Source organism: Campylobacter sp. BCW_4338, from assembly GCF_001763255.1.
Classification (GTDB): domain Bacteria; phylum Campylobacterota; class Campylobacteria; order Campylobacterales; family Campylobacteraceae; genus Campylobacter_D; species Campylobacter_D jejuni.
On the sequence record NZ_MJYJ01000014.1, the window covers coordinates 1 to 26,645 of the forward strand.

Annotated in this window: 28 protein-coding genes and 1 pseudogene; 14 read left to right on the forward strand and 15 right to left on the reverse strand. The window is 30.3% G+C overall.

The window, feature by feature from the left end; genetic code table 11:
• The 4 genes and pseudogenes from AJN69_RS10570 to AJN69_RS00955 all read left to right on the forward strand — a co-directional run.
• Nucleotides 1–1,318: pseudogene (locus AJN69_RS10570) on the forward strand (Cj0814 family flagellar-dependent secreted protein); the annotation flags it as partial.
• An 84-nt stretch (nt 1,319–1,402) separates the two neighbouring features.
• Nucleotides 1,403–2,173, forward strand: a complete 771-nt coding sequence (locus AJN69_RS00945) for a transporter substrate-binding domain-containing protein (RefSeq protein WP_002776733.1) — start codon at nt 1,403–1,405, stop codon at nt 2,171–2,173.
• Between the two features lie 92 nt (nt 2,174–2,265).
• On the forward strand, nt 2,266–2,493 hold the full coding sequence (locus AJN69_RS00950; RefSeq protein WP_002852403.1) for a lipoprotein: 228 nt from the start codon (nt 2,266–2,268) through the stop codon (nt 2,491–2,493).
• Between the two features lie 25 nt (nt 2,494–2,518).
• Nucleotides 2,519–2,743: a hypothetical protein gene (locus tag AJN69_RS00955; protein ID WP_002780361.1), complete on the forward strand. Its 225-nt coding sequence runs from the start codon at nt 2,519–2,521 to the stop codon at nt 2,741–2,743.
• Here the strand turns inward: AJN69_RS00955 and fliP are convergent.
• Nucleotides 2,740–3,474 carry a flagellar type III secretion system pore protein FliP gene (gene fliP, locus AJN69_RS00960; protein ID WP_070210104.1) on the reverse strand — a complete coding sequence of 245 codons (735 nt, stop codon included), beginning with the start codon at nt 3,472–3,474 and terminating at the stop codon, nt 2,740–2,742. The genes AJN69_RS00955 and fliP overlap by 4 nt on opposite strands.
• 143 nt (nt 3,475–3,617) lie before the next feature.
• On the opposite strand from fliP, the gene glmU reads away from it, so the two are divergent.
• From glmU to truA, 7 genes are read left to right on the forward strand one after another with little or no spacing between them, the layout of a single operon-like run.
• Nucleotides 3,618–4,907 (forward strand): bifunctional UDP-N-acetylglucosamine diphosphorylase/glucosamine-1-phosphate N-acetyltransferase GlmU, encoded by a 1,290-nt coding sequence (glmU, locus tag AJN69_RS00965; protein WP_070287789.1) that lies wholly within the window; start codon nt 3,618–3,620, stop codon nt 4,905–4,907.
• The gene (coaBC, locus tag AJN69_RS00970; protein ID WP_070210102.1) at nt 4,904–6,058 is read left to right on the forward strand and encodes a bifunctional phosphopantothenoylcysteine decarboxylase/phosphopantothenate--cysteine ligase CoaBC; all 1,155 of its coding nucleotides are present in this window, start codon (nt 4,904–4,906) and stop codon (nt 6,056–6,058) included. The genes glmU and coaBC overlap by 4 nt, the downstream gene beginning before the upstream one ends.
• Nucleotides 6,055–6,672 carry a hypothetical protein gene (locus AJN69_RS00975; RefSeq protein ID WP_070210101.1) on the forward strand — a complete coding sequence of 206 codons (618 nt, stop codon included), beginning with the start codon at nt 6,055–6,057 and terminating at the stop codon, nt 6,670–6,672. The genes coaBC and AJN69_RS00975 overlap by 4 nt, the downstream gene beginning before the upstream one ends.
• Before the next feature lie 3 nt (nt 6,673–6,675).
• The gene (gene uppS / locus AJN69_RS00980) at nt 6,676–7,344 is read left to right on the forward strand and encodes a polyprenyl diphosphate synthase (RefSeq protein ID WP_002852565.1); all 669 of its coding nucleotides are present in this window, start codon (nt 6,676–6,678) and stop codon (nt 7,342–7,344) included.
• Entirely contained in the window at nt 7,341–8,117 is a 777-nt protein-coding gene (locus AJN69_RS00985) for an A24 family peptidase (protein WP_070252935.1), read from the forward strand. The genes uppS and AJN69_RS00985 overlap by 4 nt, the downstream gene beginning before the upstream one ends.
• Complete coding sequence (locus AJN69_RS00990; protein WP_002861467.1) at nt 8,117–9,142, forward strand: LptF/LptG family permease; 1,026 nt, start codon at nt 8,117–8,119, stop codon at nt 9,140–9,142. The genes AJN69_RS00985 and AJN69_RS00990 overlap by 1 nt, the downstream gene beginning before the upstream one ends.
• Nucleotides 9,139–9,864: a tRNA pseudouridine(38-40) synthase TruA gene (gene truA / locus AJN69_RS00995; protein ID WP_072225843.1), complete on the forward strand. Its 726-nt coding sequence runs from the start codon at nt 9,139–9,141 to the stop codon at nt 9,862–9,864. Before AJN69_RS00990 ends, truA begins: the two co-directional genes overlap by 4 nt.
• On the opposite strand, the gene ilvA is transcribed toward truA, so the two are convergent.
• Together ilvA and AJN69_RS01005 are read right to left on the reverse strand one after the other, a co-directional pair.
• Nucleotides 9,861–11,072: a threonine ammonia-lyase gene (gene ilvA / locus AJN69_RS01000; RefSeq protein WP_002865608.1), complete on the reverse strand. Its 1,212-nt coding sequence runs from the start codon at nt 11,070–11,072 to the stop codon at nt 9,861–9,863. The genes truA and ilvA overlap by 4 nt on opposite strands.
• Nucleotides 11,072–11,485 carry a CoA-binding protein gene (locus AJN69_RS01005; RefSeq protein ID WP_002856772.1) on the reverse strand — a complete coding sequence of 138 codons (414 nt, stop codon included), beginning with the start codon at nt 11,483–11,485 and terminating at the stop codon, nt 11,072–11,074. Before AJN69_RS01005 ends, ilvA begins: the two co-directional genes overlap by 1 nt.
• Before the next feature lie 118 nt (nt 11,486–11,603).
• Here AJN69_RS01005 and AJN69_RS01010 point away from each other — a divergent pair, with 118 nt between their 5' ends.
• Entirely contained in the window at nt 11,604–12,020 is a 417-nt protein-coding gene (locus AJN69_RS01010) for a membrane protein (RefSeq protein ID WP_002856751.1), read from the forward strand.
• Here AJN69_RS01010 and trmA read toward each other — a convergent pair.
• From trmA to AJN69_RS01035, 5 genes are read right to left on the reverse strand one after another with little or no spacing between them, the layout of a single operon-like run.
• The gene (trmA, locus tag AJN69_RS01015; RefSeq protein ID WP_070239603.1) at nt 12,007–13,080 is read right to left on the reverse strand and encodes a tRNA (uridine(54)-C5)-methyltransferase TrmA; all 1,074 of its coding nucleotides are present in this window, start codon (nt 13,078–13,080) and stop codon (nt 12,007–12,009) included. The genes AJN69_RS01010 and trmA overlap by 14 nt on opposite strands.
• Nucleotides 13,077–14,810: a Na+/H+ antiporter NhaC family protein gene (locus tag AJN69_RS01020; protein ID WP_053872916.1), complete on the reverse strand. Its 1,734-nt coding sequence runs from the start codon at nt 14,808–14,810 to the stop codon at nt 13,077–13,079. The genes trmA and AJN69_RS01020 overlap by 4 nt, the downstream gene beginning before the upstream one ends.
• A complete protein-coding gene (locus AJN69_RS01025) occupies nt 14,807–15,556 on the reverse strand; it encodes an SDR family NAD(P)-dependent oxidoreductase (protein ID WP_053872917.1) in 750 nt (249 codons plus the stop codon). The genes AJN69_RS01020 and AJN69_RS01025 overlap by 4 nt, the downstream gene beginning before the upstream one ends.
• On the reverse strand, nt 15,553–16,791 hold the full coding sequence (locus tag AJN69_RS01030; RefSeq protein WP_070287791.1) for an ankyrin repeat domain-containing protein: 1,239 nt from the start codon (nt 16,789–16,791) through the stop codon (nt 15,553–15,555). The genes AJN69_RS01025 and AJN69_RS01030 overlap by 4 nt, the downstream gene beginning before the upstream one ends.
• A gap of 59 nt (nt 16,792–16,850) precedes the next feature.
• The gene (locus AJN69_RS01035; protein WP_070274821.1) at nt 16,851–19,397 is read right to left on the reverse strand and encodes a bifunctional aconitate hydratase 2/2-methylisocitrate dehydratase; all 2,547 of its coding nucleotides are present in this window, start codon (nt 19,395–19,397) and stop codon (nt 16,851–16,853) included.
• A 54-nt stretch (nt 19,398–19,451) separates the two neighbouring features.
• Here AJN69_RS01035 and AJN69_RS01040 point away from each other — a divergent pair, with 54 nt between their 5' ends.
• Complete coding sequence (locus AJN69_RS01040; protein ID WP_002892517.1) at nt 19,452–19,904, forward strand: methylated-DNA--[protein]-cysteine S-methyltransferase; 453 nt, start codon at nt 19,452–19,454, stop codon at nt 19,902–19,904.
• On the opposite strand, the gene AJN69_RS01045 is transcribed toward AJN69_RS01040, so the two are convergent.
• Genes AJN69_RS01045 through mobB form a run of 5 tightly spaced genes read right to left on the reverse strand, consistent with a single transcriptional unit; the run spans nt 19,896 to nt 24,262 of the window.
• Nucleotides 19,896–20,837, reverse strand: coding sequence for a hypothetical protein (locus AJN69_RS01045; protein ID WP_070239608.1), 942 nt, complete (start codon nt 20,835–20,837; stop codon nt 19,896–19,898). The genes AJN69_RS01040 and AJN69_RS01045 overlap by 9 nt on opposite strands.
• Before the next feature lie 3 nt (nt 20,838–20,840).
• On the reverse strand, nt 20,841–22,727 hold the full coding sequence (gene metG / locus AJN69_RS01050) for a methionine--tRNA ligase (RefSeq protein ID WP_070274820.1): 1,887 nt from the start codon (nt 22,725–22,727) through the stop codon (nt 20,841–20,843).
• A 9-nt stretch (nt 22,728–22,736) separates the two neighbouring features.
• A complete protein-coding gene (locus AJN69_RS01055) occupies nt 22,737–22,934 on the reverse strand; it encodes a hypothetical protein (RefSeq protein ID WP_002861479.1) in 198 nt (65 codons plus the stop codon).
• Complete coding sequence (locus AJN69_RS01060; protein ID WP_070239614.1) at nt 22,927–23,769, reverse strand: class 1 fructose-bisphosphatase; 843 nt, start codon at nt 23,767–23,769, stop codon at nt 22,927–22,929. Before AJN69_RS01060 ends, AJN69_RS01055 begins: the two co-directional genes overlap by 8 nt.
• Nucleotide 23,770: 1 nt before the next feature.
• On the reverse strand, nt 23,771–24,262 hold the full coding sequence (gene mobB, locus AJN69_RS01065; protein WP_070274819.1) for a molybdopterin-guanine dinucleotide biosynthesis protein B: 492 nt from the start codon (nt 24,260–24,262) through the stop codon (nt 23,771–23,773).
• Between the two features lie 95 nt (nt 24,263–24,357).
• Here mobB and AJN69_RS01070 point away from each other — a divergent pair, with 95 nt between their 5' ends.
• Nucleotides 24,358–24,843 carry a hypothetical protein gene (locus tag AJN69_RS01070; RefSeq protein ID WP_070239616.1) on the forward strand — a complete coding sequence of 162 codons (486 nt, stop codon included), beginning with the start codon at nt 24,358–24,360 and terminating at the stop codon, nt 24,841–24,843.
• Here AJN69_RS01070 and AJN69_RS01075 read toward each other — a convergent pair.
• Nucleotides 24,740–26,365, reverse strand: a complete 1,626-nt coding sequence (locus AJN69_RS01075; RefSeq protein WP_079860508.1) for a lytic transglycosylase domain-containing protein — start codon at nt 26,363–26,365, stop codon at nt 24,740–24,742. The two genes, AJN69_RS01070 and AJN69_RS01075, sit on opposite strands and share 104 nt — an antisense overlap.
• Nucleotides 26,362–26,643 carry a YggT family protein gene (locus tag AJN69_RS01080; protein ID WP_002852501.1) on the reverse strand — a complete coding sequence of 94 codons (282 nt, stop codon included), beginning with the start codon at nt 26,641–26,643 and terminating at the stop codon, nt 26,362–26,364. Before AJN69_RS01080 ends, AJN69_RS01075 begins: the two co-directional genes overlap by 4 nt.
• Between the last annotated feature and the right edge of the window lie 2 nt (nt 26,644–26,645).

Genomic DNA, 26,645 nt, shown 5'->3' on the forward strand with positions numbered 1-26,645 from the left:
AATGATAACTCAAACTATAATTCTATACTTTCACAAGCAAAAGCTAATAAAGAAAGTAAAGAAAATTCTAAAATAAGTTTTGCTAATGCTTTTTTAAAACAAAATGCTAGTAAGTTAAATGAAATTCAAAATGCAAATTCACAAACTCTAGCAAGAAGTGAAGTATTAAATTCTACTAATACAACAAATACTAGCAATAATACTAATTTTAGTATAAGTAGTAAGACAAGTTCTCCTAATTATGATATATCAAGTGAATTTAAAAACTCTATTTATACTCTAAAATACAAACAAGCAGATATAAGTAATACTTCTACTAATACAGCCTATGGTTATAGTGTAGATAAAGATGGCTATATGGGAAGTGATTTTAACAAAGCTGCAGGACTTCCTGAAGATTTTAAGATACATAAATCTACTTTGGATGAGATAGAGAGAGTGGCTGAATATAATGTTTCTGATATAAGAGAATATCTAGGTGTAGATAAATATTATTCTAATATAGATATGGCTGAAACCATAAAACAATATTATAATCTTTTTTCTAATGCTTTAAGCCAAAGCTTTCCAAGTGATAAAACAAGTTTTAGTGAAGCAGATATAAATTCTATGCCTAGTGGATATGCTGTAGGTGGAGATAAATGTATGAATTTTAATGATCCAAATAATAGAATGAATTACTCATTTAAAAGACTTTTCTGGAGCTTTAGTTTCAAATGTCTATCAAACATCAGAACAAGCAGAGAAAGCTGATGATCTTTGGGCTGATTCTGGAAATATGATTAATGGTTTAAAACCTGAAACCTTAGGTTTATCCTTAGAAGAAATAAAAAATGTTTCTCAAGCTAAATATGAATGTGATTTTAAACCTGATATGTCATTTTATCCAAAAAATGAAGATGGAACTTATACTAAAGAAGATTTATTTATGAGTTTTTTAAAATCTCAAGGTGGACAACCCGTTGAGAGTCCAAAAACTACACTTAATCCAAAAGTAGAAGCTTACAATACAGCTATGGCTAAGGAGAGTTTTTCAACCACTAGCGTTGATTTGACTGATATCATGACAGGTAAGGTTGATTTTGCAAGTTTATTAAAATATGAACTTGATAGAGGTCGTATAGCTGGAGAGCTTTATATGTATGAAAAGGGTATGTCTCCTAAGCAAGCTTTAGGCAATTGGGCTTTAGACGCTGAGATTAAACAAGCTCTTGCTAATGGCTGGAAAGCAAGTAGTGAAAGTATAAATTCTTATGTTGGATCTATAATGGATAGATTAAATAATCTTATAGGACAAACTAGGGTTTACAGGTTTTAATTTTTTAAGTTTGAAACAAATTGCTAATAACAAAATAAGATAAAATTAGTATAATTTTTTTACAAAAAATTTTGAAAGGAAATTATGAAAAAAATTATTTTGATTTTTATCTCTTTTTTTGCTTTAAATTTGAGTGCAAAAGATTTGGTTGTAGGAATGGAGCTTGGATATCCGCCTTTTGAAATGAGCGATAAAACAGGCAAAGCAAGTGGAATTAGCGTGGATTTTTTAGAAGCTTTTGCAAAGAAAAACGGCTATAAACTTGTAGTAAAAAATATCGCTTGGGATGGTTTAATACCTGCTTTAAAAACAGCCAAGATAGATCTTATCATGTCTTCTATGACAATTACCGATGAGAGAAAGAAAGTGGTGGATTTTAGCATTCCTTATGCTAAGGCAAATTTGGCTATTTTAACTCCTTTGAACTCTGATATTACAAATATCAAAGATTTAGATAAAAAGGGCAAAGTTTTGGCTTTAAAGCGTGGTTCTACAGGACATTTATATGCGGTTAAAAATTTAAAAAATGCAACTATTAATTTATTTGATAAAGAAAATGCTGCTATTTTGGAAGTGATTCAAGGCAAGGCTGATGGATTTTTTTATGATCAACTTACGATTTATCGCACTTGGCAAAAACATCAAGATACAACCAGAGCCATTTTAGCGCCTTTTCAAGAAAATCCTGAGTTTTGGGGTATAGCTGTAAGAAAAGGTGATGAAGCTTTAAAGGACAAGCTTGATAATTTCATTGATGAGAGTAGGAAAAATGGCTTTTTAGATTTTTTGGGCAATAAGTATTTAAAAGACATTAAAGAAGTTTTTAAGCAAAATAATATCACTTTTTTCTTGTAGGCTTTTAATAAAATATTGATAATTAATATTAATTTTATAAATTTTGATATACAATATCATTATCTAAATTTTAAATAAAAGGATTTAAGATAATGAAAAAAGTTGCATTTTTTTTGTTATTTTTGTTTTTATCTTGCACTGTACTAAACGCAGCTAGGGAGTATTGCAAATATGCTTATCAAGAAGATAGAGCTATACCTTTAATTTTAAATTATGGAATAAGATTAGGAGTAGTAGGTGCTGGGGTTGCGAATGCACCTGCACCGGGCGGAAGTACTTACAATTCAAAAATTGACATGATGGCTGCAAGATGCCACTAAGCTTAGTTTTTGGGTGTATTTTACAATGCTAGAATTTATTTTTACTCTTATTTTAGATTTTACTTTTTATTCTATCAAGACCCTAGAAAAAGTCTTTCTAGGGCGAACAGCCTTAGTAATTCTTTTTGTTGTTTTTATAGCTCTTTTTTGCGTTAAAGGCTTGTTTTTGTATATACTTTTAGCTTTAGAATTATTTTTGCTTTTGTATCTTTTTCTTGGAATTTTGTTTTTAAGATTTTATAAATCTTAGGTTACAAAGCTTTCCACAAGCCTTTGCACTAGCAAATTCCATCCATCCACTAATACAAAAATTAAGAGTTTAAAAGGTAAAGAGATCATAGTAGGAGGTAGCATCATCATACCCATAGCCATTAAAACTGAGCTTACAACCATATCTATGACTAAAAAGGGTAGGTAGATTAAAAACCCTATTTCAAAAGCGGTTTTAAGCTCTGAAATCATAAAAGCAGGAACTAAAACCGTAAGGGGAACATCATCTATGGTTTTGGGATTGGGTAGATTGCGTATGCGATAAAAAAGGGCTAAATCTTTTTCTCGAGTATTTTTAAGCATAAAATCTTTAAAAGGCTTTGCTCCTTTTATAAAAGCCTCTTCATAGCCTATTTTTTCTGTTAAATAAGGTTTTATACCTTCATTATAAGATTTTGTAGCTACAGGTTCCATGATAAAAAAAGTTAAAATTAAAGCCAAGGTTACTAAAATGGTATTAGGTGGCATACTTTGCGTCCCCATAGCTTGTCGCAAAAATGAAAATACCACAATAAGACGTAAGAAAGAAGTCATAACAAAAACTATACTTGGAGCGAGCGCAAGTATGGTTAAAACAATCACTATATTCAAAGTAGTAACAAGCTGATTAGGTGTATTGGGTGCACTTAAGCTTAAATTTACTGTAGGGATAGTTGCTTCAGCAGCAAATAAGCTCATGCTTAAAAGTAAAAATAATAATATTTTTTTCAAAATTTAAAAACCTTTTTTTTGTTTTTTATTAAAGAAATTTAAATTTTATCTTTTGATGACTAAAAACTAGTTTAAGGGTATTAGGATTTTAACTTTAAACTGCTAAAATAGTCTTTTAGACTTCTTAATAACAAAGGTAAAAAATGAAAACTTCTATTTTGATTTTAGCGGCAGGATTAGGCACTAGAATGAAATCACAAAAGCCAAAGGTTTTGCAAGAGCTTTGTCAAAAAAGTATGATTTTACACATTTTAAAAAAGGCTTTTGCTTTAAGTGATGATGTAAGTGTAGTTTTATCACATCAAAAAGAACGCGTTCAAAAAGAAATTTTAGAACATTTTCCAAAAACACAAATTTTAGAGCAAGACTTGCAAAATTATCCAGGAACTGCGGGAGCTTTAAGGGGGTTTGAGCCTAAAAATGAAAGAGTGTTGATTCTTTGTGGCGATATGCCTTTGGTTGAGCAAACAAGTTTGGAAGCTTTGTTGGGTAATAATGCAAAATTAAATCTAGCAGTTTTTAAAGCAAGAGATCCTAAAAGTTATGGTAGGGTGGTGATAAAAAACGATAGCGTTGAAAAAATTGTTGAATTTAAAGATGCAAATACACAAGAAAAAGAGATAAATACTTGCAATGCTGGGGTTTATGTGATTGACTCGAGGCTTTTAAAAGAGCTTTTACCTTTGATTGATAACAATAATGCGGCAAAAGAGTATTATTTAACCGACATTGTAAAACTAGCAAAAGAAAAAGATGTGATGATTAAAGCGGTTTTTGTAGATGAAGATGAATTTATGGGGATTAATGATAAATTTGAACTCAGTATAGCTGAAAATTTCATGCAAGAAAAAATTAAAAAACACTGGATGCAACAGGGAGTGATTTTTCATTTACCGCAAAGCACTTTTATAGGTGCAGATGTTGAATTTGTAGATGAATGCGAAGTATATGAAAATGTAAGGATAGAGGGTAAAAGTAAGATTATAAACTCTATCGTTAAAAGTTCAAGCGTGATAGAAAATTCCATCATAGAAAATAGCGATGTAGGGCCTTTGGCACATTTGCGTCCAAATTGTGAGTTAAAAAACACTCATATAGGAAATTTTGTAGAATGCAAAAATGCAAAGTTAAATACCGTAAAAGCAGGACATTTGAGCTATTTAGGAGATTGTGAGATAGATAGTGGAACTAATATAGGCTGTGGGACTATTACATGCAATTATGATGGGGTAAAAAAGCATAAAACCATCATAGGAAAAAATGTTTTTGTAGGTTCTGATACGCAATTTATCGCACCTGTAAAAATCGAAGATGAAGTGATCATAGCAGCAGGAAGCACAGTAGGTGTCAATGTAGAAAAAGGTGCTTTGTTTATCAATAGAGCAGAGCATAAGATGATAAAAGATTATTATTACAAGAAATTTCAAAAATGAAAACCATACTTTTGGCTATTAGTGGCAGTATAGCTTTTTATAAATCTTACGAGCTTATTTCTTTGTTTAAAAAAGAAGGCTTTAGGGTAAAAGTTTTGCTTTCTAATGGTTTGTTAAAATTTGCTAGCAAAATGAGTTTTGAAGCCTTGGCTGATGAGATTTTATGCGAGGAAAATGAAAGTTGGCAAAACTCAAACAATCACATAGCTTTTAGCAAGGATGTAGACCTTGTTTTGTTTGCCCCTGCAAGTGTTAATTCTATCAATAAACTTGCTTTTGGTATAGCGGATAATCTTTTTATCCAAACCTTAATCGCAGCAAATAAACCTCTTATCATAGCTCCTGCGGCAAATACAAATATGTTTCATCATTTTAGCACGCAAAATTCTTTAAAGATACTTAAAGAAAATAAAGCTTTGATTATAGAGCCTATTTGTAAAGTTTTAGCTTGTAAAGATGAAGGCGCAGGAGCCTTAGCTGAAGTTAAGGATATTTTTAATATTAGCAAAAGAGAACTTTTAAAAGAAAAGTTTTGGTGCGATAAAAGCGTAGTTATCACAGGTGGTGGCACAAGAGAAAGAATTGATGATGTGCGTTGTGTGAGTAATTTTTCAAGTGGAAAAATGGCAAAAGCCATAGCTGATGCTTTTTATTTTTTAGGAGCTAGGGTAAAACTTTTAAGCTCTGTGGAATTTGATACTCCTTATGAGCTTTGCAAATTTGAAAGTTCTAAGGATCTAAAAGAGCTTTTGGATAAAAATTTAAGTCATGATTTTTTGATTATGACGGCTGCAGTGAGTGATTTTATCCCTCAAAGTGTAAAAGGAAAAATTAAAAAAAATGAGCATTTACAGGGTTTAAACTTGCATCTATCTTTAAATGAAGATTTGCTTAAAACTTGCAAATTTCAAGGCAAAAAGATAGGTTTTAAGATGGAATTTGATTCTCAAAATGCCTTAGAAAATGCGAAAAAATCTTTAAAAGATAAGCAACTTGATATGATTTGTCTTAATATCATTGATCAAAAAAATTATTTTGGAAGCGATCAAAATGAACTTTATTTTATCGCTTTAAATAATGAAAATAAAAGCACCTTGCAAAGCAAAGAAAAATTGGCATTTGAATTAGTAAAATGGTGTGAAAAATTATGAGTATGATTAATTCTACCTTGCCTATACAAATGAAAGTTTTGGCTAAATCAGGCTATGGACACTATACGCTTTTGTTAAATCACAAAAAGATTCAAACCAAAAGCATGATAGAGCTTGAAATTGGTGCTGAATATTTAGCTGAACTTTATATGCAAAATGGTGGAGTTATACAATTTAAACATCTTTCAAAGCGTCCTAATTTCAAACCTTTTGAAGAGGGATTGGCTTTGATAATCGCTATTTTAGAGGATAAAATTTCTTATAAAAAATTCATCATACAAAATCTTTTAGATTGTAAAGATATAGAGCGTTATCAGATATTAAAAGAAATGCTTTTTGCAAGTTTTGAAAATATTTATCATATTCCTTTTATCTTTGAAAATAAATCTTGTTTGTTTCAAATGCGTAAAAGAGCAAAATATTTAGAAATTTACTTATATTTTAGTGTTTTTGGAGCTTTGAAAATTTTGATAGATTCACAAGGTGTTAGCGTTTTTACACCTTTTGTCAAGGTACAAAAATTTTTAAACGAACATTTAGATTTTAATGTATCGCAAGAAAACAAGATTGAACCTTTGTTTGTTTTCAAAAGGCTTTTTGATTTTAAAGGATGAAAAATGAATGAATTAAAACACCTTGCTGTTGTTATGGATGGTAATAGGCGCTGGGCTAGAGCTAAGGGTTTTTTGGCAAAACTTGGATATTCCCAAGGAGTCAAAACTATGCAAAAATTGATGGAAGTTTGCATGGAAGAAAATATTTCAAATTTAAGCCTTTTTGCTTTTAGTACGGAAAATTGGAAGCGTCCTAAAGATGAAATTGATTTTATTTTTGAACTTTTAGATCGTTGTTTGGATGAAGCTTTAGAAAAATTTGAAAAAAATAATGTGCGTTTAAGAGCTATAGGTGATTTATCGCGTTTGGAAGATAAAGTAAGAGAAAAAATTACCTTAGTTGAAGAAAAAACAAAGCATTGTGACGCACTTTGTGTTAATTTGGCTATAAGTTATGGTGCAAGAGATGAAATTATAAGAGCTGCTAAGCGTGTGATCGAAAAAAAACTTGAGCTAAATGAAGAAAATTTAACGCAAAATTTAGATTTACCTTTAGATGTGGATTTGATGCTTCGCGTTGGAAATGCTAAAAGACTTTCAAATTTCTTACTTTGGCAGTGTTCATATGCTGAAATTTATTTTAGTGAAACTTTATTTCCATCTCTTACCAAGAGAGAATTTAAAAGGATTATTAAAGAATTTAGAAATAGAGAAAGAACTTTTGGAAAATGATATTTTTCATAATAATTCTAGGGGCTTGTTTGGGTTCTTTTTGCGCAAGTTTGGCAAGTAGGATAATTGAAAAAAAACCTTTTTTTATCTCGCGCTCTTTTTGTTTTTCTTGCGATACAAAATTAAAATACTATGAAATTATTCCTATTTTTTCTTATGTTTTTTTAAAGGCAAAATGTCAAACTTGCAAATGTCATTTGCCTATTTCTTTATTAATCAATGAAATTTTAGGCATAATTTTGCTTATTTTGGTTTATTCTTTAAGTCAAAATTTTTATGATTTTTTATTTTTATCTCTATTTTTATTTAATCTTTTCTTGCTTTCTTTAATTGATATTAAACTCAAAGCCGTACCACAAATCTTACTTTGGAGCGCTTTTTTATTTGCTTTTTTTTACGCCTTTAGGGAAAGTGAAATTTTACATTTTTTGATTTTTAAAGAGTTTAGCAGAGGTTTTTTACTAAATGCTTTTAGTTTTGGAGGATTTGTTTTTTTATTAAAAAGTTTAGTTTTTTTTCTAATGAATTTCCAAAAAAAAGATGAAATTTTAGAAAATTTGGGTGATGCTGATATTATCATTATGTCTTGTATGGGTGGAATTTTAGGTTTTGAGTATGGATTTTTAGTATTATTTATAGCTTCTATTTTAACTTTGCCTTTTTTTATTTTTTTTAAAATTAAAGCAATAAAAGAGCAAGAACTTGCTATGATACCCTTTTTAAATATCGCTTTTGTGGCAGTTTTATTTTATAAAAACTTAGGATTATTCTAATGAAGCTTAGTTTAAGATATGTTTTAAATCAATTTTTAAGTACGAATTTATCTATATTTTTCGTACTTTTTGCTATTGTATCTATGGTATTTTTTATTCAACTTGCAAAACTTACTTCAAGTATAGAGATTAGTTTTTTGGATCTTTTAAAGCTTTATGGATTTATGTTGCCTAGAATTTTAATTTTTACCTTGCCTATATCTTTTTTTATTTCTTTAACTTTGGCTTTGTTTAGGCTTTCTAAGGAAAATGAAAGCATAGTGCTTTTTACTTTGGGATTTTCACCAATGATTTTGGCAAAATTTTTCCTTAAAATTGCAAGCTTGATTAGTGCTTTTATGCTTGTTGTGGCTTTGGTAATGATACCTATAGTATTTGAACTTCAGGATAACTTTGTAAACTATAAAAGCACTCAAGTGAAATTTAACTACAAAACAGGAGAATTTGGACAAAAATTTTTAGACTGGATGATTTTTATAGAAAAACAAGATAGTGATAAGTATGAAAACATAATTATGTATCGCCCTAAACATAAAACAGATGATAAAGAACAACTTATCATAGCCAAAGAAGCGCATGTGCAAAGAAAAGATGATAGCTTTGCTTTTAGCTTGAATCAAGGCAAAATGTATAATTTTGAGCAAGGTCAAAGTATTTTTAGTGGAGAATTTGACACTTTAGTAGTAAATACTCAGTTTAATACAGACAATCTTCAAACAAAGAAATTTTATGAATACTGGAATGATTTAAACGAAAATCCACAAAGAGCAAGAGAATTTGTGATTTATACAACTATAGCCTTGTTTCCACTTGCTAGTACGCTTTTTGCGCTTTGTTTTGGTTTGGTTACTTATCGTTATGAAAAAGGCTATGTGTATTTAGGTATGTTTGGAGTGATTGCTATATATTTTGGACTTTTAAGTTCTTTTTCTCAACCTCCAATTTTGGCTTGCCTTGGAATTTTTTCTTTAAGTTTATTTGTTTCGGCTTATTGTTTTAAGAAAATGATTTTGAGTCGTTATTGATGAAAATAAAAATTATATTTTCTTATGATGGCTCTGCTTTTTTAGGTTCTGCTACTCAGCCTCATAAAAAAGGTGTTCAAGATGCTTTAAGTGGTGCCTTATCGCATTTGGGTATTGTTTCACCTCTTTTGATGGCTTCTCGTACAGATAAAGGAGTACATGCAAGCTATGCTGTAGCTAGTGTGGAGTGTGGAGATCATTTTGTAAATTTAGAATATCTTCAAAAACAGCTTAATAAATTTTCCCATCCTTTTATCCATATCAAAAAAATTGAAAAAGTAAAAGATGATTTTGAAGTAAGATTTGATGTAAAAAGTAGAGAATACCGCTATATATTTTCTCACTCTTCTTATAGTCCTTTTATGGCTTCTTATGTACATTTTTATCCTAAATTTGACTTAGATAAGGCTAACGAGCTTTTGGGTTTTTTTGTGGGAAAAAAGGATTTAAAGTTTTTTTGCAAAAGTGGAGGAGATAATAAAACGACTTTAAGAGAAATTTTTATTGCTAGAGCTTATGCTTATAAAGATTTTAGCATTTTTCATTTTAAAGCTAATGGTTTTTTAAGAGGGCAAATTAGATTAAGTGTAGCAAGTGTTTTAAAGGTTTTAGAAGGAAAAATGAGTGAAAAAGAACTCAAAGAACAGATTGAGGCCAAAAAGCAATACAATCACTTTTTAGCACCGCCAAATGGGCTTTATTTAAGCCGTATATGTTATTAAAAACTTTCATAGAAATTAAAGGCCTTTTGGGTTAAAATTTTTCTTATTTCTTCTTGATGTTCTTTACCTTTGGTTTCTAGGGTAATTGAAATCATCGCATCGCCATAATCAAGCTTGGTAGAAAATCTATCATAGTCGATTTTTACTATATTGGCATTGGCTATTTTTAAGCTATCTGTAAGGTGTAATAATGCCCCAGGTTTATCTACTAAAGTAACATGAATTTGCATTTTTCTGTAAGATTTAAATAAACCTTTTTCTATGATGATATTTAGCATTTGTGCATCGATATTGCCTCCGCTTAAAACTACGCCAATTTTTTTATGATTTTGTGTATTTATTTTTTGATGAAGTAGGGTGGCTACACTCGCAGCTCCTGCGCCTTCAACTATGATTTTATGTTTTTCAAGTAAAAACAATACCGCATTAGCGATTTCTTCATCATCAACTTGGATAAAATCATCTACGCATTCTAAAATAATATTAAAATTAATAGGATTTGCATCACGCACAGCAATACCATCGGCTATAGTGCGTACGCTTTTTGCATTTTTGATTTTTTTAGCATGAAAACTTTCATACATTGCAGGAGCTCCTTTGGCTCCAACTCCGATGATTTTAATGTTTGGATTGATTTGTTTAGCTGCACTTGCGATACCACTTATAAGTCCTCCACCTCCAACAGGTGCGATAATCATATCAAGATCGCTTATTTCATCAAGCATTTCAAGCATCAAAGTTCCTTGTCCTGCCATTACAAATTCATCTTCAAAAGGATGGATAAAGCTAAGATTATTTTCTTTAGCATAAGAGGTTGCAAAGGCATAAGCTTCATCAAAATTGTCCCCTTTGAGTATCACCTCTGCTCCTAAGGCTTTTGTAGCAGAAACTTTTAAGAGCGGAGTGGATTCTGGCATTACAATAACTGCTTTAATGCCAAATTTTTTTGCACTAATGGCCACGCCTTGAGCATGGTTTCCTGCACTTGCGGCAATGACTCCATGTTGTTTTTGTTCAGTACTAAGATTGGCTATTTTATTATAAGCTCCACGAATTTTATAAGCACCTGTAATTTGTAAATTTTCATTTTTAAGATAAATTTCACTTTGACAAATATCACTTAAAAAAGAAGAGTATATGAAAGGAGTTTTGTTTACAAATCCTGAAATTTGTTGTTTTGCTTTGTAAATTTTATTAAGCTCTAACACTATTTTTCCTTTGTTTTAAAATACGGATATTCTAGCATAATGCAACGATTTTGTATAAAATTTATATCTAATTTTTTACATTCTTTTTTGGCTGTTTCATTGCTAATACCAAGTTGAAGCCATAGGTTTTTAATATTTTTTTCAACAAGCTTAGGAAGAATTTCTAGTGCCACTTCGCCTTTTCTAAAAAGTATAAGTGTATCGATTTTTTCTTCTATTTGATCTAAATTTCTATAAACTTTTTCATTTAAAATAAACTCTTCTTTAGGATAAATAGGAAAAATTTTATAATTTTTTCTTTGTAAAAATTCTGCTACCCTATAAGAAGCTTTTGTCTTATCTGGACTTAAAGCAAATATGGCAATATTTTTACTTGTATTTATAATATAAGAGATAGTTTCTTTTTCGTTCATTGTTAACCTTTATTTTGGTATTTTATCTTAAATGATTAAAAAATTAACTAAAGTGAATTCAAAAAATGAAAAAAGTGTTATAATATAGCAAATTCCGAAGTTTAATAAGGAGGGAAAAATGGAAGAATTTTATCCATATACTTTAACAATCCATCTTCTTTGTGCTATTTTGTTTATAGGTTATTTGTTTGTTGATGTATTTGTTTTGGGTGTAGTTAAAAAGAAAAATCCTAATTTTGACAAAAGTCTTTTTAGTGCTACTGGAGTTAAAATAATGCCTTTTGTGGTTCTTTTGCTTTTTTTAAGCGGAGGTGCTTTGGCAGGTTTTCATTTTAAACCTTTAAATTTACTTTTTGCTGTAAAAATTATTTTGGCTTTTGGAATTTTATCTTTAGTTGTTTTTTCTTTATTTTGTCATTTTATATTAAAGAAGAAAAACCCACTTGGTGCTTTTATCCACCCTTTTGTATTTGTGCTTTGTATCGCGATAGTAATACTGGCTAAATTAATGAATTATTTTTTTATACCTTGCTAAGAAATACTCCGCATTCAAGATGTGGAGTATTGACAAATTGATCAAACAGAGCAAACTCTTCCACTCTATGTGTTAGGCTTAATTCTTTTAAATTTTCTTTTAAAGTGATAGGATTGCAAGAAATATAAATAATATTTTCATATTTTTTTATTAAGTCAATTACGCTTTTATCAAGTCCTGCACGGGGTGGATCAACTAAAACATGAGAGAAATTAAAATCATCCAATCGAATATCTTTTAAACGAAAAAATTCTCTTTCTTTTTTGATAGCAAGACTTAATTCTTCGCTTGAAAGTCTTGCAAAGTGGATATTTGTTGTATTGTTAAGCTCGCAATTTTTTAAAGCAAAATTAATATTGCTTTTTGAAATTTCAGTGGCTAAAATTTTAAAAAAGAATGGTGCTAAAGCTAAAGTAAAATTTCCATATCCACAGTAAAGCTCAAGTAAATCCATTCTTTTTTGAGTGCTTAAAATTTCACATACCCAAGTAATCATTTTTTCATTTATAGCAGTATTAGGCTGAATAAAACAATCGTTGTTAAATTCATAAAATATTTTTCTATCTTGAATATTTAAAGTTTGTCTTAGATTTTCTGTTTTAAAAATAAGTTTTTTGCCTTTACTTCTTGCTATAAGGTTGATATGAAGAATATTGCTTAAATTTTCTAAATTTGACTTTATATCTTCTATATTTTTATGATAAAGTAAAGTTACGCTAAGTTCTTGCTTTGTGGTTAAAAACTCCACGCCAAAAAGTTTTTCTTTTAATTTATTATCTTGACGCAAGCATTCTAGAAGTTTTGGCATAAAAGCGCAAATTTTTTCATCAGCAAAATCTAAATATTCTATAATATACTTTTTTTTGCTTTTTGGATCAAACATTGCATAAAAAAGCGTATCATTTTCATGATAAAATGAAAGTTCAGCTCTTGTACGATAATGTTTATCTTTTGAGGCAAAAAGTTTAAATTCCTTTGTATAAAATTCTTTAAAATATTTTTTTATGAAAGAGTGTTTTTCATCTAAAGTAAGAAAATTTCCAAAATTTTCAAGACTCATGGAACTTTCTTTCCGATGAGTCTTAGTAAAAGCGTAATAAGTATGAAATTCAAAGGCAAGACAAGCCAAACACTAAGTCCTAAAGATACAGGAATATATCCAGCGATTAAAGAAATACCACAGATAAATAAAGCATAAGGAATTTGTGTTCTTACATGCTCCATATGATCGCATTTTGCGCTCATAGATGAAAGGATTACATTATCTGAAATTGGTGAGCAATGGTTTCCAAAAATCGCACCTGTTAAAACGCAGCTTATATTAATAACCATATAATGATGCATAGCATTTGCATCCATACCATTGATTTTGGCGATTTCATGAGCTAAAGGCACAGCCAAAGGCATTAAAATCCCCATAGTTCCATAGCTTGTTCCTATGGCAAAAGAAATGGCTGAAGCAAAAGCAAAAATAGTAGCAGGCAAAATAAACTCAGGCAATTTATCTGCAAGTAAACTAGTGATAAATAAAGAAGTTCCTAGATCTTTTACTATACTTGAAAGCGACCAAGCAAATAAAAGCAATACTATGGTAAAAATCATGGTTTTCCAGCCATATATCCAAGTTTCTACCGCTTCTTTAAGATTGAAAATTTTACGACGCACCCCGATAAAAATCGCTACAATAGCAGCAAACAAAGCAGCTTGGAATAACACCACAGAAGAATCAGCATTTCCAAAAGCAGCCCTAAAAGTTTCAAAAGACAAAGGATTGGCGCTTGCTTTTGCAAGTTCTTCGCCTTCTAAAGTGCTAAGTCCATTAAAATAAAATCCTAATATAGCTAAAATGATTAAAGTAAAAATAGGAACAATAGCATCAAAAGCACGAATTTTAATACCTTCTTTTGGCGCTAAAAACTGATCTTCTAATTCAGCAGTATCTAGTATGCCTGATTTAGGTAGAGGTGCAATTTGTCCTGTGGTTCTTGCACGCACTTCAGCCTTGTACATAGAACCAAACTCACGTCCCATGATTGCAGTCATGGCTACAAAAAAAAGCATGAAGATATTATAAAAACGATAAGGTATGGTTTCGACAAAAATTCCAAAAGCACTAATATCGCTAATGCCTATGTGTTCATAAGCGGTTTTAATTAAGGAAACTTCTAAGCCTATCCAAGTAGAAATTACAGCTATTCCTGCTACGGGAGCGGCAGTAGAATCGATAATAAAGGCAAATTTTTCACGAGAAATTTTAAATTTATCCGCCAAAGGACGCATAATTGGACCTACGATCAGTAAATTAGCATAATCATCAAAAAATATTAAAAGCCCTAAAAACCAAGTGTTAACTTGAGCTGATACAGCTGATTTGGCTCTTTTGGCAAATTTTAATGCTACAGCTTTTGCACCACCCATTTTTGTGATAAGTGCTACAAGACCACCTATACAAAGAATTTGCAAAATGATTCCTGCATTTACTGGATCTGAAGTTGAGCCTAAGATGTAAGAAATAATCTTTGAAAAAGATTCTACTGCGGTATTGTAATAATTTACAAAAGCTAAATGTTGTGCTTTAAAAATATTTACAGAAAGGCTAAGTAGAAAAGTTCCGCTTAAAACCCCAGCAAAGAGTGATAAAATAACATCTTTTGTGATAAAGGCTAAAGCAATAGCAACTAAAGGTGGTATAAGCGTAAAAGCTCCAAACAAATTAGCATTTGCAGCTGCTTCTGAGGAGTTTGCAAATGCAACTAAAGGTAAAAACAATAAAACTAAAAATTTATTCATTCATCTCTTTCTATATAAAATCCATTCCAAGTTTGTGTTACCGGCATAAGCTCGATTTCATTAACATTAATATGGCTTGGTAGGTTAATGATAGACATTACTACTTTGGCAATATCATTAGCACTGATAAATTGCGTATTTTCATACACTGCATCAGCTTTTTGGATATCTCCTTTAAAACGCACTTCACTAAATTCAGTTTTGCAAAGTCCTGGAGCAATGTTTGTTACTTTGATATTGCTTCCTCTAAGATCATTTCTTAAGGCCAATGAAAATTGTCCTACAAAGGCTTTGGTTCCACAATACACATTGCCTCCAAAATAAGGATTGCGTCCCGCAACTGAACCTAAGTTAAAAATATAAGCATTTTTTTGTTTACGAAGTATAGGAATAACAGCTTTTGCAACATATAAAAACCCTTTGATGTTTGTATCTACCATAGTGTTAATATCTTCAAGGTTTAATTTATCAAATTCATCTACCCCTAAAGCCAAGCCTGCATTATTAAAAAGCACATCAATTTCTTGAAATTCTTTAGGTAAATTTTCAATAGCCCCAAAGATTTCTTTTTGATTTCTTACATCTATGCAAAGGGTGTAAATCTTATCTTTATGAGCATTTTTTAGCTCTTCTAGACGCTCTTTGCGTCTAGCAAGGGCGATTACTTTGTAGCCTTCTTGTATAAAAGCTTCAACACAAGCTCTACCAAAACCTGAACTAGCTCCTGTAATAAATGCGGTTTTCATTCTAAACTATCTCCGTAAAATAGATTTTCATTTGCTTTTAAACCCAAGCTTTTTAGATAATCAGCATTTTCTTTTTTACCTGCTGATAGTGCAAAGTCAAGCGCATTAAAACCAAGATCATCAACAGCATTAAAATTTGCTCCTTTTGAAATAAGAAGTTTTAAAATTTCAACATTTCCATAGGCTGCAGCATGCATTAAAACATTTTTTGAAGTGTGCTCTAGAGCACAAAATGTAATAAAATAAGGCGTATTTGAACCTATGTTCGCACTTAATGCTAATTTTTCATTGTTATTAATATATTTTTGATTAAAATTTGCTCCATTATCAAGAAGTAGTTTTATGATATCAAGGCGATTAAACTCTATGGCATAAAAAAGTGGGGTTTTACCAAAGGCATTGGCTTGATTAACATTCGCTCCATTTTGGATTAAAAAATTTGTATTTTCATAATTTTCCAATGCGTAAAAAATAGCACTTTCATAACCTTCGTCAATCCTAGCACCAAAACGAATCAAAAGTTCTAAAATTTCTTTTTCTCTTTGATTTAGAAGCGCTGCTTGCAAGGCTATCGTAAGATCATCTTGGCTTGGATTATTTGAAAAAATAAAATCTTGTATATAAGATACTGAATAATTTTTATTTGACATGATTTTTGCTAAAGGACTAATGTCTTTGTAAATTTTTGTTTCACCAACAGCCCAATTTAAAAATTCGTTTAAGGTATTGCTAGTATAGTAAATATTACTACCTTTGTCAAAATTAAAATTACTTTCAAAATACTTTTCTAAAGGTTCTATAGCATTGTTATATTCTTTCCAAAAAGCTTTGTAAAGTCTAAAATTTCCTATACTTTGATATGCCCAATATCTAAAATAAGATTTTAAAATATCATATTTTTTTTCTAAATTTTCGGGTGTATCTAAAGTTTTTTGATAAGCGATGGGATCGATAGCTATTTTTAATAATAAAAAATCAAATTGTTGTAATTTGGGCAAATAAGCCACACCATTACAAGAGCTATTGCTTCCGCGAATTTCATTGGAAATCGCATAGAGTTTTTTTGTAAAATCTTGATTTTTTAAAGATTCTTTACAGCTTGAAGCTATATTTAAATAATCTAAATTTGAACTTTTATTTAGCAATGTTTTATTATTTTTAATGTTGTCGCAGTTAATGGCATCGCTAGCCATTAAACTTGCAAAACAACAAAAGGAAGTGAATAATAACTTCAATATTTTTCCTTTGAAAATTTTAATTTTGTTATTTAATCCAAATAAGTATTAAATTTGAATTAATTTTCAAGTTTGAAATTTTCAATCTCATTAAAATTTAAATATCTATAGATATTTGCCTTATGCTCATCACTTAGTTTTTCGCTGACAATTTGTAAGTATTCTTCCTTGCTTGGAATTTTACCCAAAATCGCACAAACTGCCGCAAGTTCTGCACTGCCTAAATATACTTTAGCACCCATTCCCATACGGTTGTCAAAATTTCTTGTAGAAGTTGAGAAAACTACAGCTCCATCATTTACTCTAGCTTGATTACCCATACATAAAGAACAACCAGGAACTTCTATTCTAGCACCTGCTGCACCAAAGATGCTGTAATAACCTTCATTGGTAAGTTGTGCTTTATCCATTTTTGTTGGAGGCACTACCCAAAGTCTGGTTTTAAGTATGCCTTTATCTTTTAAAATTTCTCCCAAAGCTCTATAATGTCCTATATTTGTCATACAAGAACCTACAAAAACTTCATCTATATTTTTTGGACGCTTATCATCGGCTAAAATTTCACTTAAGGTTGCTACATCATCAGGGTCATTTGGACAAGCTAGGATTGGCTCTTTAATGTCATTAAGGTTAATATCTATAATATAAGCGTATTTTGCATCTTTATCTGCTCTTAAAAGAGTAGGGTTTTTAAGCCATTCTCTCATTTTTTCAGCCCTTCTAGCAAGGGTAGCTTTATTCTCATATCCTGCTTCTATCATAGCTTCAATTAAAGAAATATTGGATTTGATATATTCGCTTACACTTTCTATGCTTAAATCCACACTACAAGCAGCTGCAGATCTTTCAGCACTTGCATCACTAAGTTCAAAAGCTTGTTCGACTTTTAAGTTTGGCAAGCCTTCTATTTCTAAAATTTTTCCTGCAAAAATATTTTTCTTATTTTTCTTTTCAACGGTAAGTTGTCCTTGTTTGATTGCATAATAAGGTATAGCATTAACCAAATCTCTTAAGGTAACTCCAGCTTGTAATTCCCCGCTAAAACGCACTAAAACACTTTCAGGGATATTTAAAGGCATAGAACCAGTAACTGCAGCAAAAGCCACAAGTCCACTTCCTGCAGGGAAAGAAATTCCTATAGGAAAGCGTGTGTGAGAATCCCCACCCGTTCCTACGGTATCTGGCAATACAAAACGATTAAGCCAAGAGTGAATAACCCCATCACCTGGTTTTAAACTTACCCCACCACGACTTGTCATGAAATTGGGCAAGGTTTTATGTAAATTTGAATCGCTTACTTTTGGATAAGCAGCTGTATGGCAAAAGCTTTGCATCACAAAGTCTGCATTAAAACCTAGGCTTGCAAGTTCTTTAATTTCATCTCTAGTCATAGGACCTGTGGTATCTTGAGAGCCTACAGTTAAAGTTATAGGTTCTATATACATACCTGGACGTACGCCTTCAACTCCACAGGCACGACCTAGCATTTTTTGAGCCAAGGTATAACCACCGCTTGAAGATTTAGGTTGTTCAGGTTTGGTAAAGATATTTTCACTTTCCATTCCTAAAAATTCTCTAGCCTTAGTACAAAGCCCGCGACCTATGATAAGTGGGATTCTTCCTCCTGCTCTAACTTCATCTAAGAGAGTGTTTGGACTGAGTGTAAATTCTGCGATTGTAGAGCCATTTTTTATGATTTTTCCCTCATAAGGATGAATTTCAAACTCATCGCCCATTTCTAAGTTTGTTACATCACAGATGATAGGTAAAGCCCCGCTATCTTGAGCAGTGTTAAAGAAAATCGGTGCTATAGTTGAACCCATTACTATACCACCGCTATGCTTGTTTGGCACACCTTCTATTTCTTTTCCTAAGTGCCATTGTATAGAATTTATTGCTGATTTTCTACTTGAACCTGTTCCTACAACATCACCTACATAAACTACTTCGCGACCGCTTTTTTTAAGCTCTTTGATTTTTTCTAAGGATCCTGCTTGTCTTACTTTTAGCATGGCATTTGCATGCAAAGGAATATCGCTTCTTGTAAAAGCATCTCCTGCAGGGCTTAGATCGTCGGTATTTGTTTCGCCTGCTACTTTGAAAACTATACATTTAATCACTTGAGGTAATTTTTCTTTTTTGTTAAACCAGTCCGCATTTGCCCAGCTTTGTAAAACTTCCTTAGCGTGTGGATTGTTTTTGCTAAGTTCAGCTATGGTATGAAAATTATCATGTACAAAAATAATATTTTTCAACACTTCTGCAGAATCTTTGGCTATGTTTTCATCTTTTAAAGCATCGATTAAAACTTTAACATTATATCCGCCTAGCATAGTTCCAAGCATTCTTAAGGCTCTTTTTTTGTCTATATTTGGAGCACTGATTTTGCCTTTAAGTATAGAATCTAAAAATTCACATTTTACTAAAGCTGCATCATCAACACCAGGATTTACTCTATTTTCTAAAAGATTTGCAAGCTTTTCATTATTTTCATTTTCAAGTAGTTTACAAAGTTCTTTAGTTTGATTTGCATTTAAAGGAAGGGGTGGTATACCCAAAGCGGCTCTTTCTTCAACAAGTTTATTGTATTCTTGCATAAAAGACATTTTCTACTCCTTAAATATTTTTTATTATAATTGTAGCTCTTTGAAGGATAAAAAATGTTTAAAGTTTATTATAAAATGCCTTTATGTTACCTATCTTTACATAGTGATGGAAAATTTTTAACTAGAGTCGATTTTTGTGATAATAAAAGATCAGAAAAAAATTGTAGTTTGCTTGACTTAGCAAAATATGAACTTGATTTATATTTTACTCATAAGCTTAGAAAATTTAGCATTCCTGTTTTGATACAAGGTACAGACTTTGAATCAAAGGTTTATAGGGCTTTAATGAAAATTCCTTATGGCAAAATAGCTACTTATAAAGATATAGCAGAAAAAATCAATCATCCAAAAGCTTTTAGAGCTGTCGGAAATGCAAATTCTAAAAATCAAATTCCTATTTTTATACCTTGTCATAGAGTTATTGCAAGCAATGGTATAGGAGGATATAATGGAGGGCTTGAAATAAAAAGATTTTTGCTTGAAAATGAAGGAGTGAATTTAAAATAAGCTTGGGGTTTGATTTTCTTTGTTTTCAAATTCTTGTTCAAAAATATCATAATTTTCAAGAATTAAACAATATTTAAAATTTTTTAATTTTCTTAAATCTGAAAGCTGATTATAGGAAAAATCGCAAAATAAAGAATTTTTAGAAGCAATTTTAAAGTCTTTTATGTTTTTAAATTTTTCTTTCCAGAATTCAAAGGTATTTTGGTTGTTACTTACAATAAACGCTTGAGAGCTTGAACCAAAAGGAGTGATTTCAAATTTATCGTCAATAAAATAAATTTTAAAATCATCAATCTTATTAAAGTCAAATATTATTTTTTGATTTTTTTCTTTTAAAAAAGAAATAATTTTTGCAAAACTATTTGCGTAAAAAAAAGGCAAATTAAGATTTTTAAAATATAAATTTTCACAAATCAAAGTTGTAAAAAAAAAGCTAGATCGCGATAATAAAGTAAAATTAGCATCTTTTAGACTATGAGAATAGGCACAAAGTTTATTTAAGTAATTTTCTTCACAGCAGCAAAAAATTTCACCTTTTTTTGCTTTGATTAGTTTTTCAAAATCAGCAAAAATATTTCCTTTTAAAATGTTAAAATAAAAAGCCTTGCAAAGACTTAGTTCGTAAGATTTAAAAAGTAAAAATTCACATTCTTTATCTTCACAAAAAAAGCGTAAAAATCTTACAAGAGCTTGTTCTAGATTTTCTACTCTAAAGTAAAAAATGTCTTTATCTTCAATAGCAATGTCATTTTCTGTAATTATAGCATAAGCGCCTTTTTTTATAGCTTGGGCAATTTCTTTTTTATCGTTATTAAAGAAAGCAAAGCCTGCTTTAAGTTCGTTTAAATTTATGGCAAAACCTTCCACACTTAAAACGCTACCTTCATGAATGAGCGTTGCGTTTAAAAGTTCGCCTAAATTGCTAATTTGCATATTTTAGCCTACTAAGGAACCGTTTTGTATAAGTTGTTCAGGGGTGATTAAAACAAGTTTATCTCCGCTTTTTGCAGAAAGTATCATACCATCGCTTTCATGTCCAAAAATTTTAGCTTTTTTAAGATTACTTATAACACATACTTGTTTACCGATTAAATCACTGGCTTTATAGTATTTTGCTATGCCTGAGAGTACTTGACGGATCTCTTTATTGTCAAGTTCGAGTTGAAATTTTAAAAGTTTTTCACTCCCTTCTATATTTTGACAATCAAGTACCTTAGCAACTTTGATTTCAATTTTTGCAAAATCATCGATTTTTATTTTAGGACTTTCTTCTTTTTTGGGTTCTTCTTTAATTTCTTGTTTTAAAAGAGCTTTTTCTACTTTTGGAAATAAAGCTTCACAAGGATTTGCTTTAAAATCTAAAAGTTCATTATCAAGTATCATTTTTGCGTAATTTACAGACGAAATTTCAAAATTTAAAGCCAAAGCTACTTTTTGACAAGACTTTGGTAGAGCAGGGCTTAGCAAAAGACTTGTTTTGGCTAAAATATTTGCACAAAGTGCCACTAAAGCATTAGCTTGTTCGTGTTTGTTTTCTTTGATTAAATTCCAAGGTTCGTATTTACTAATGGCTAAATTTGCCACACTTAAGGCTTTAAAAAGTTCTTCTAAATAACGATTACACTGTAAGTTTTCTAAAAATTCTACCGCTAAATTTAAGTGTTCTTTTGCTTGATTTAGTTCGGCATTGTAAAATTTTAAAACACCTTCTTTTGAAATATTTCCTTGATCATATTTTGTACTCATGCCTATAATGCGATTAAGTAAATTTCCAAATTCATTGCTAAGTTCAGCATTGATACGATTTATCAGCATATTTTCGCTAAAATCCCCATCATTACCAAAAGGCACTTCTCTAAGCAAGAAATATCTAAAAGCTTCGCTTCCATAAGCATCAACTATTTCTTTAGGTTTTACAACATTGCCTTTAGATTTGCTCATTTTTTCACCTTCTTTAGTCCACCAGCCATGTGCACCTATAAATTTTGGCAAAGGCAAATCCACGCTCATTAAAAAAGCTGGCCAATAAATGGCATGAAAACGCAAGATATCTTTTCCTACTAAATGCACATGCGCAGGCCAAAATTTAGCATTTTCTCCCTTGCTTTGAAAATCAAGCGAACTTATATAGATAAAAAGTGCATCAAGCCATACATAAATAATATGTTTATCATCATTAATTTCTTGAGGCAGTTTAATCCCCCAATCAAAACTTGTTCTTGTAATGGAAAGATCTTTAAGGCCGCTTTGGACAAAATTTATAAGTTCGTTTTTTTTGTTTTTTGGTAGGATGGGATCTTTTTCTTCATACCATTGTAAAATTTTATCTTGATATTTTGAAAGTTTGAAAAAATAGCTTTCCTCTTTTAAAATTCTAGTTTGTTTGCCACAATCTGGACAAGAACAATCATTGATAAGCTGACTTTGAGTAAAAAAGCTTTCACAAGAAATACAATAGTGTCCTTCGTATTCATCTTTATAAATATCACCTTTTTGCCACATTTTTAAAAACATAGCTTTAACAAATTCAATATGCCTTGTATCAGTTGTTCTTGCGTAAATATCATAGGTGATTTCAAATTCATCCCATAATTTTTTAAATTCAAAACTGATTTTATCAGCATATTCTTGAGGAGTGGAATTTCTTAGTTTGGCAGCTTCTTCGATTTTTTGTCCATGCTCATCTGTTCCTGTTAGAAATCTTGTTTCATGTCCTTGCAAACGATAAAATCTTGCTAAAGTATCGGCTATGATGGTAGTATAAGCATGACCTAAATGAGGTACATCATTTACATAATAAATTGGTGTTGTAATATAACGCATTTTTTTCCTTTAAAAGTCAAATCCGCCTTCGGTTTTACCCTTAGACATACTATTATAGACTGCATCAACATAATTTTTTCTAGTTTGGCAGTTAAAAATTTCATTGCAATTATAACAAGAGTTTAGGTTTTTTGAGTTTTGACATGAAAGTAAAATTTCTTTCTTTTTATCCATATCTTGCTCAAATTCATCTCTAGTTTCATTCATTGTAAGCCTTTAAAAGTTTTGAAATTTCATATTCTGAGCCAAAAAAACAAGGAGTTGTCGCATGGATTTTATCAAATTCAAGTTCAAGCAAGGAGTGATTTTTTCCATTTGTAGTTTTTCCGCCTGCTTTTTCTATGATAAAGGCTAGAGGAAAGACTTCAAAAAAAGCACGAAGTTTGCCATTAGGCGCATCTTGTGTTGCAGGATAACTAAAAATCCCACCCCCTTTTAATAAAATTTGATTGATATCGCTTACCATAGCCCCAGAATATCTTAAGCGATATCCTTCATCAAAAAGACTTTTGATAAAATTAGCGTGTTTTTCTTCCCAAAATTTTTGCGTTCCGCCTGTAGCATTAATTTTGCCTTTTTCATTCATTTTAAGATCTTTTATAAAAATAAATTCATTATTTGCATTTAGGCGATAAAGTTTTGGTTGATCTTTGCAAATCACAAGTTCTAAGCGCGCTCCATACATACTATAAAGTGCAGCTCTTAAATTTTTGGCATTTGCTTTTTCTTCATAGATGGCAAAAATAGAACCTATAGCAAAATTAACATCCATTAAGCTAGAACCGTCTAAAGGATCATAAGCTACGATAAAATTTGCTTTTTTATTAAGCGTTAAAATTTCGTCTTTTTCTTCACTTATGATGGCTTTAATGCTTGAACATTGACTTAGGGTTTTTGTGATGATTTCATCGCTTAAAACATCAAATTTGAGTTGGGTATCGCCTGTAAAATTTTGATTTTGACTGTAGCTTGTATCGGGAAATTTTAAAGCGTTAGAAATTTCTAAAACAGCTTTTTGTATATAAGAAATCACTTCTTGCATTTTATAATTCTCCTTGTAAATTTTTAGCATTTTTAAGTATATATTGACAAATAGCTTGTATATCGTTTAAATCAAGCCAAGTAAGATAAGGGTGAGAAATTTTTTCATAGCTTGCAATGGCGTTTGAAAAAGTAAAATAACTTTCATCAATTTCTTTGCAAAATACGCTAATGCGTGGTAAATCAAGAGTTTTCAATCCTTCAACCAAACAAATGTCAAAATCAGGGCTTAATTTTAAAGCTTTTAAAATATCTCTATTTTCATGAGAAAAAAAAGTTGTTCTTGTAGGGCTTAAAACCATGACTTCAGCTCCGCTTTGAAAAAATTTAAAACTATCTTTACCGCTAAAATCAAATTGAGCTTTATCGGCAGGATCATGTTTAATGATTAAAACTTTTAAATTTTGTTGCAAAAAATTATCAGCTATTTTGGTGATGAGTGTAGTTTTTCCTGAATTTGAAGGCCCGCTAAAAGCTATGATAAGTTGTTTCATAAAATATACTCTTAATTTTTTTGTAAAATTATATCTTTTTAAACCAAAAAATAGGGTTAAAAGGCTACAATAATACTAAAAAATATGGAAAAAGAATGAAAATTTATAGTGTAATTTTAGGTGCTTTTTTGCTTGGAGCTTGTTCTTTAAAAGATCAGGCGATTGTGGATACAAATTTAAAATCTCAAACTTTAATGTTTACTCAAAAATACAAAATCACACAAGATAAGATTAATGCCATTGTAACCATGTCTTATTTAAACCCAATTCTAGACAAGATAATTAAAGATGATGTATTGGCCTTGTCTTTTATTCCAAATACATTAAAAATTCAAAATTTAGAAGTTTTTATCAATAATAAAAAAGCCAATATTGAAAAACTGGATGATGAGTATTTAAAATATATAATACAAAATAACTATACTGATTATTTTAAAGTATCTCTTCCTAGTGTCAAGGAAGAGACTAGGCTTGTAGCTAAGATTTGTTTAGATCATTTGCCTTGTTTTGAATTAAATTTTCAAAAATATCCGAAATCTTTATACTATCGTTCAGAAGATGTCGATACACAATATAATTAGCTAGAACTTTTTTTCCGTAAATTCGGCTTTCTTGATAAGGAACTAGCTCCATAGACAAGAAAGGTTCAAATTTACCCGTCTTAAACATATCATTTCTTGCAAGCATACGGTTAGTAAATCCTATACCACCATTATAAGCATAAGCGACAAAAAGTGGAGATTTTAAACGTGATTCAAGGTAATTTAGATGATAATTTCCAAAGTAATATGCTATTTCAGGTTTAAACATAAAATCTTGATCGAAATTTGGAATTTTTAATTCTTTTTCCCCTATGTGATTGGCTAAAAATGGCATAAATTGCATCATGCCTAAAGCATAAGAAACTGAAATAGCAGTTGGAATAAAACGACTTTCTTGTCTGGCAATAGCCAAAATTAAAGCTTGTCTTGTTTTATTATAGTCTTTTATATTGTCATAATAAGGCATTATAAAATAATGTTTTTTAAAATTATTTTTGCGTTCTAATATGTAAGCATAAATAGGCAAGGTTTCTTGTGTGTCAAATTCTTTTGCCAAGACATCTAGTTGACTTGCGTTAGCATCGCGAATTTGTTTGTTTATTTTTTGCCAAGCAAAAGGATCTTGCATATTAAAATTATTTTTTTTCTTGCTTGGATTAAGGCTTTCTATCTTTGGAAAAGGTGTGTTAGTAAGTTCTTTTGCGTAAAGACTATAAATATTTAAAGAAGAACTTTGCGATAAAGTTTTTAAATCTTCTTCATTGTTTTTAATCAACCACATCCAAAATATAGCATTGTCTTTATTGCTTTGCGATTTAAAACTTTGTGCCGCCTTTTTAAAAAAGTCATAAGCAAGCTCTGTTTTATCATAAGTTAAGGCATTGACTCCTAAATAGAAAGCAGAATCTTCACTTACATTTTCAGGATTTATTTCTAGCATAGAATGTCTAAATTTTGGATTTTCTTTTTTAATAATAATATTTTGTGCAAAATCTTTAAAACCAATGTGGTTTGGTAGTTTATTGACTAAACTTGTATTTAAATCTAAGTCGTATTTTTTAGAATAATTATAAAGTTTAAAAAAACCATTAATATCTTCTTTTTGTGCTATATAGCTCATAGGATCAGAAGTATTAAAAGCTAGCAATAAATTTGTCAAATCAGGTCTTTGATTTTTAAAGGTTTGAGCTAAAGTAGTTCGGTCTTTGGAATTTAAACTTGCTATAAAAACTAATGAATTTAAGCGCACACTTTGACAAGTTAAATTTGCATCTAAGATAGTATTTGCTGTATAGGTATAGCATTTAGCATATTTTGGGTTGATATAAGGCTTTAAAGGAATGATTTTTTCAAGTTCGGATTTAATTTTTCCTATATAGCGAAAAATATGAGAATTTAAATCCTGTGCATCTTTTTTACTGATTTTATTTTTTTCTAAAAGCCTATAAATATAATAATCCTTAGCAAGTGAATTTTCTTCTTTTTTGAGTTTTTCTATGCTATATTGTGTAGCATTTAAACTTGAAAAAATAAATAAAAAAATGAGTATTTTTTTTATCACAATATACTCCTTAAGATATTCCCAAGAAAAATACCAAGAAACTGCAATGCTAAGACTATAATCAAAGGTGCAAGATCAATATTACCAATGCGTGTTGGAATTTTTCTAACTAAGGCGTAAGCAGGATAACTTAATTTATATAAAATTTGCACTATGGGATTATAAGGATCAGGGTTTACCCAGCTTAAAAGTGCTGTGATGATAATAATCCAAGTATAAATGTTAATGACAATTTGTAGTACTTGAAAAATAGAAATAATAAAAGAGTCTATAACCATAG

Coding starts and splice junctions, on each gene's coding strand:
- AJN69_RS01070 (WP_070239616.1), top strand. CDS start 24,358: ATGAAAATTTATAGTGTAATTTTAGGTGCTTTTTTGCTTGGAGCTTGT.
- mobB (WP_070274819.1), bottom strand. CDS start 24,262: ATGAAACAACTTATCATAGCTTTTAGCGGGCCTTCAAATTCAGGAAAA.
- AJN69_RS00945 (WP_002776733.1), top strand. CDS start 1,403: ATGAAAAAAATTATTTTGATTTTTATCTCTTTTTTTGCTTTAAATTTG.
- AJN69_RS01010 (WP_002856751.1), top strand. CDS start 11,604: ATGGAAGAATTTTATCCATATACTTTAACAATCCATCTTCTTTGTGCT.
- AJN69_RS00975 (WP_070210101.1), top strand. CDS start 6,055: ATGAGTATGATTAATTCTACCTTGCCTATACAAATGAAAGTTTTGGCT.
- uppS (WP_002852565.1), top strand. CDS start 6,676: ATGAATGAATTAAAACACCTTGCTGTTGTTATGGATGGTAATAGGCGC.
- AJN69_RS00950 (WP_002852403.1), top strand. CDS start 2,266: ATGAAAAAAGTTGCATTTTTTTTGTTATTTTTGTTTTTATCTTGCACT.
- AJN69_RS01055 (WP_002861479.1), bottom strand. CDS start 22,934: ATGAATGAAACTAGAGATGAATTTGAGCAAGATATGGATAAAAAGAAA.
- AJN69_RS01005 (WP_002856772.1), bottom strand. CDS start 11,485: ATGAACGAAAAAGAAACTATCTCTTATATTATAAATACAAGTAAAAAT.
- AJN69_RS00955 (WP_002780361.1), top strand. CDS start 2,519: ATGCTAGAATTTATTTTTACTCTTATTTTAGATTTTACTTTTTATTCT.
- trmA (WP_070239603.1), bottom strand. CDS start 13,080: ATGAGTCTTGAAAATTTTGGAAATTTTCTTACTTTAGATGAAAAACAC.
- metG (WP_070274820.1), bottom strand. CDS start 22,727: ATGCGTTATATTACAACACCAATTTATTATGTAAATGATGTACCTCAT.
- AJN69_RS00985 (WP_070252935.1), top strand. CDS start 7,341: ATGATATTTTTCATAATAATTCTAGGGGCTTGTTTGGGTTCTTTTTGC.
- AJN69_RS01035 (WP_070274821.1), bottom strand. CDS start 19,397: ATGTCTTTTATGCAAGAATACAATAAACTTGTTGAAGAAAGAGCCGCT.
- AJN69_RS00990 (WP_002861467.1), top strand. CDS start 8,117: ATGAAGCTTAGTTTAAGATATGTTTTAAATCAATTTTTAAGTACGAAT.
- coaBC (WP_070210102.1), top strand. CDS start 4,904: ATGAAAACCATACTTTTGGCTATTAGTGGCAGTATAGCTTTTTATAAA.
- AJN69_RS01040 (WP_002892517.1), top strand. CDS start 19,452: ATGTTTAAAGTTTATTATAAAATGCCTTTATGTTACCTATCTTTACAT.
- AJN69_RS01020 (WP_053872916.1), bottom strand. CDS start 14,810: ATGAATAAATTTTTAGTTTTATTGTTTTTACCTTTAGTTGCATTTGCA.
- glmU (WP_070287789.1), top strand. CDS start 3,618: ATGAAAACTTCTATTTTGATTTTAGCGGCAGGATTAGGCACTAGAATG.
- AJN69_RS01045 (WP_070239608.1), bottom strand. CDS start 20,837: ATGCAAATTAGCAATTTAGGCGAACTTTTAAACGCAACGCTCATTCAT.
- AJN69_RS01080 (WP_002852501.1), bottom strand. CDS start 26,643: ATGGTTATAGACTCTTTTATTATTTCTATTTTTCAAGTACTACAAATT.
- AJN69_RS01060 (WP_070239614.1), bottom strand. CDS start 23,769: ATGCAAGAAGTGATTTCTTATATACAAAAAGCTGTTTTAGAAATTTCT.
- AJN69_RS01025 (WP_053872917.1), bottom strand. CDS start 15,556: ATGAAAACCGCATTTATTACAGGAGCTAGTTCAGGTTTTGGTAGAGCT.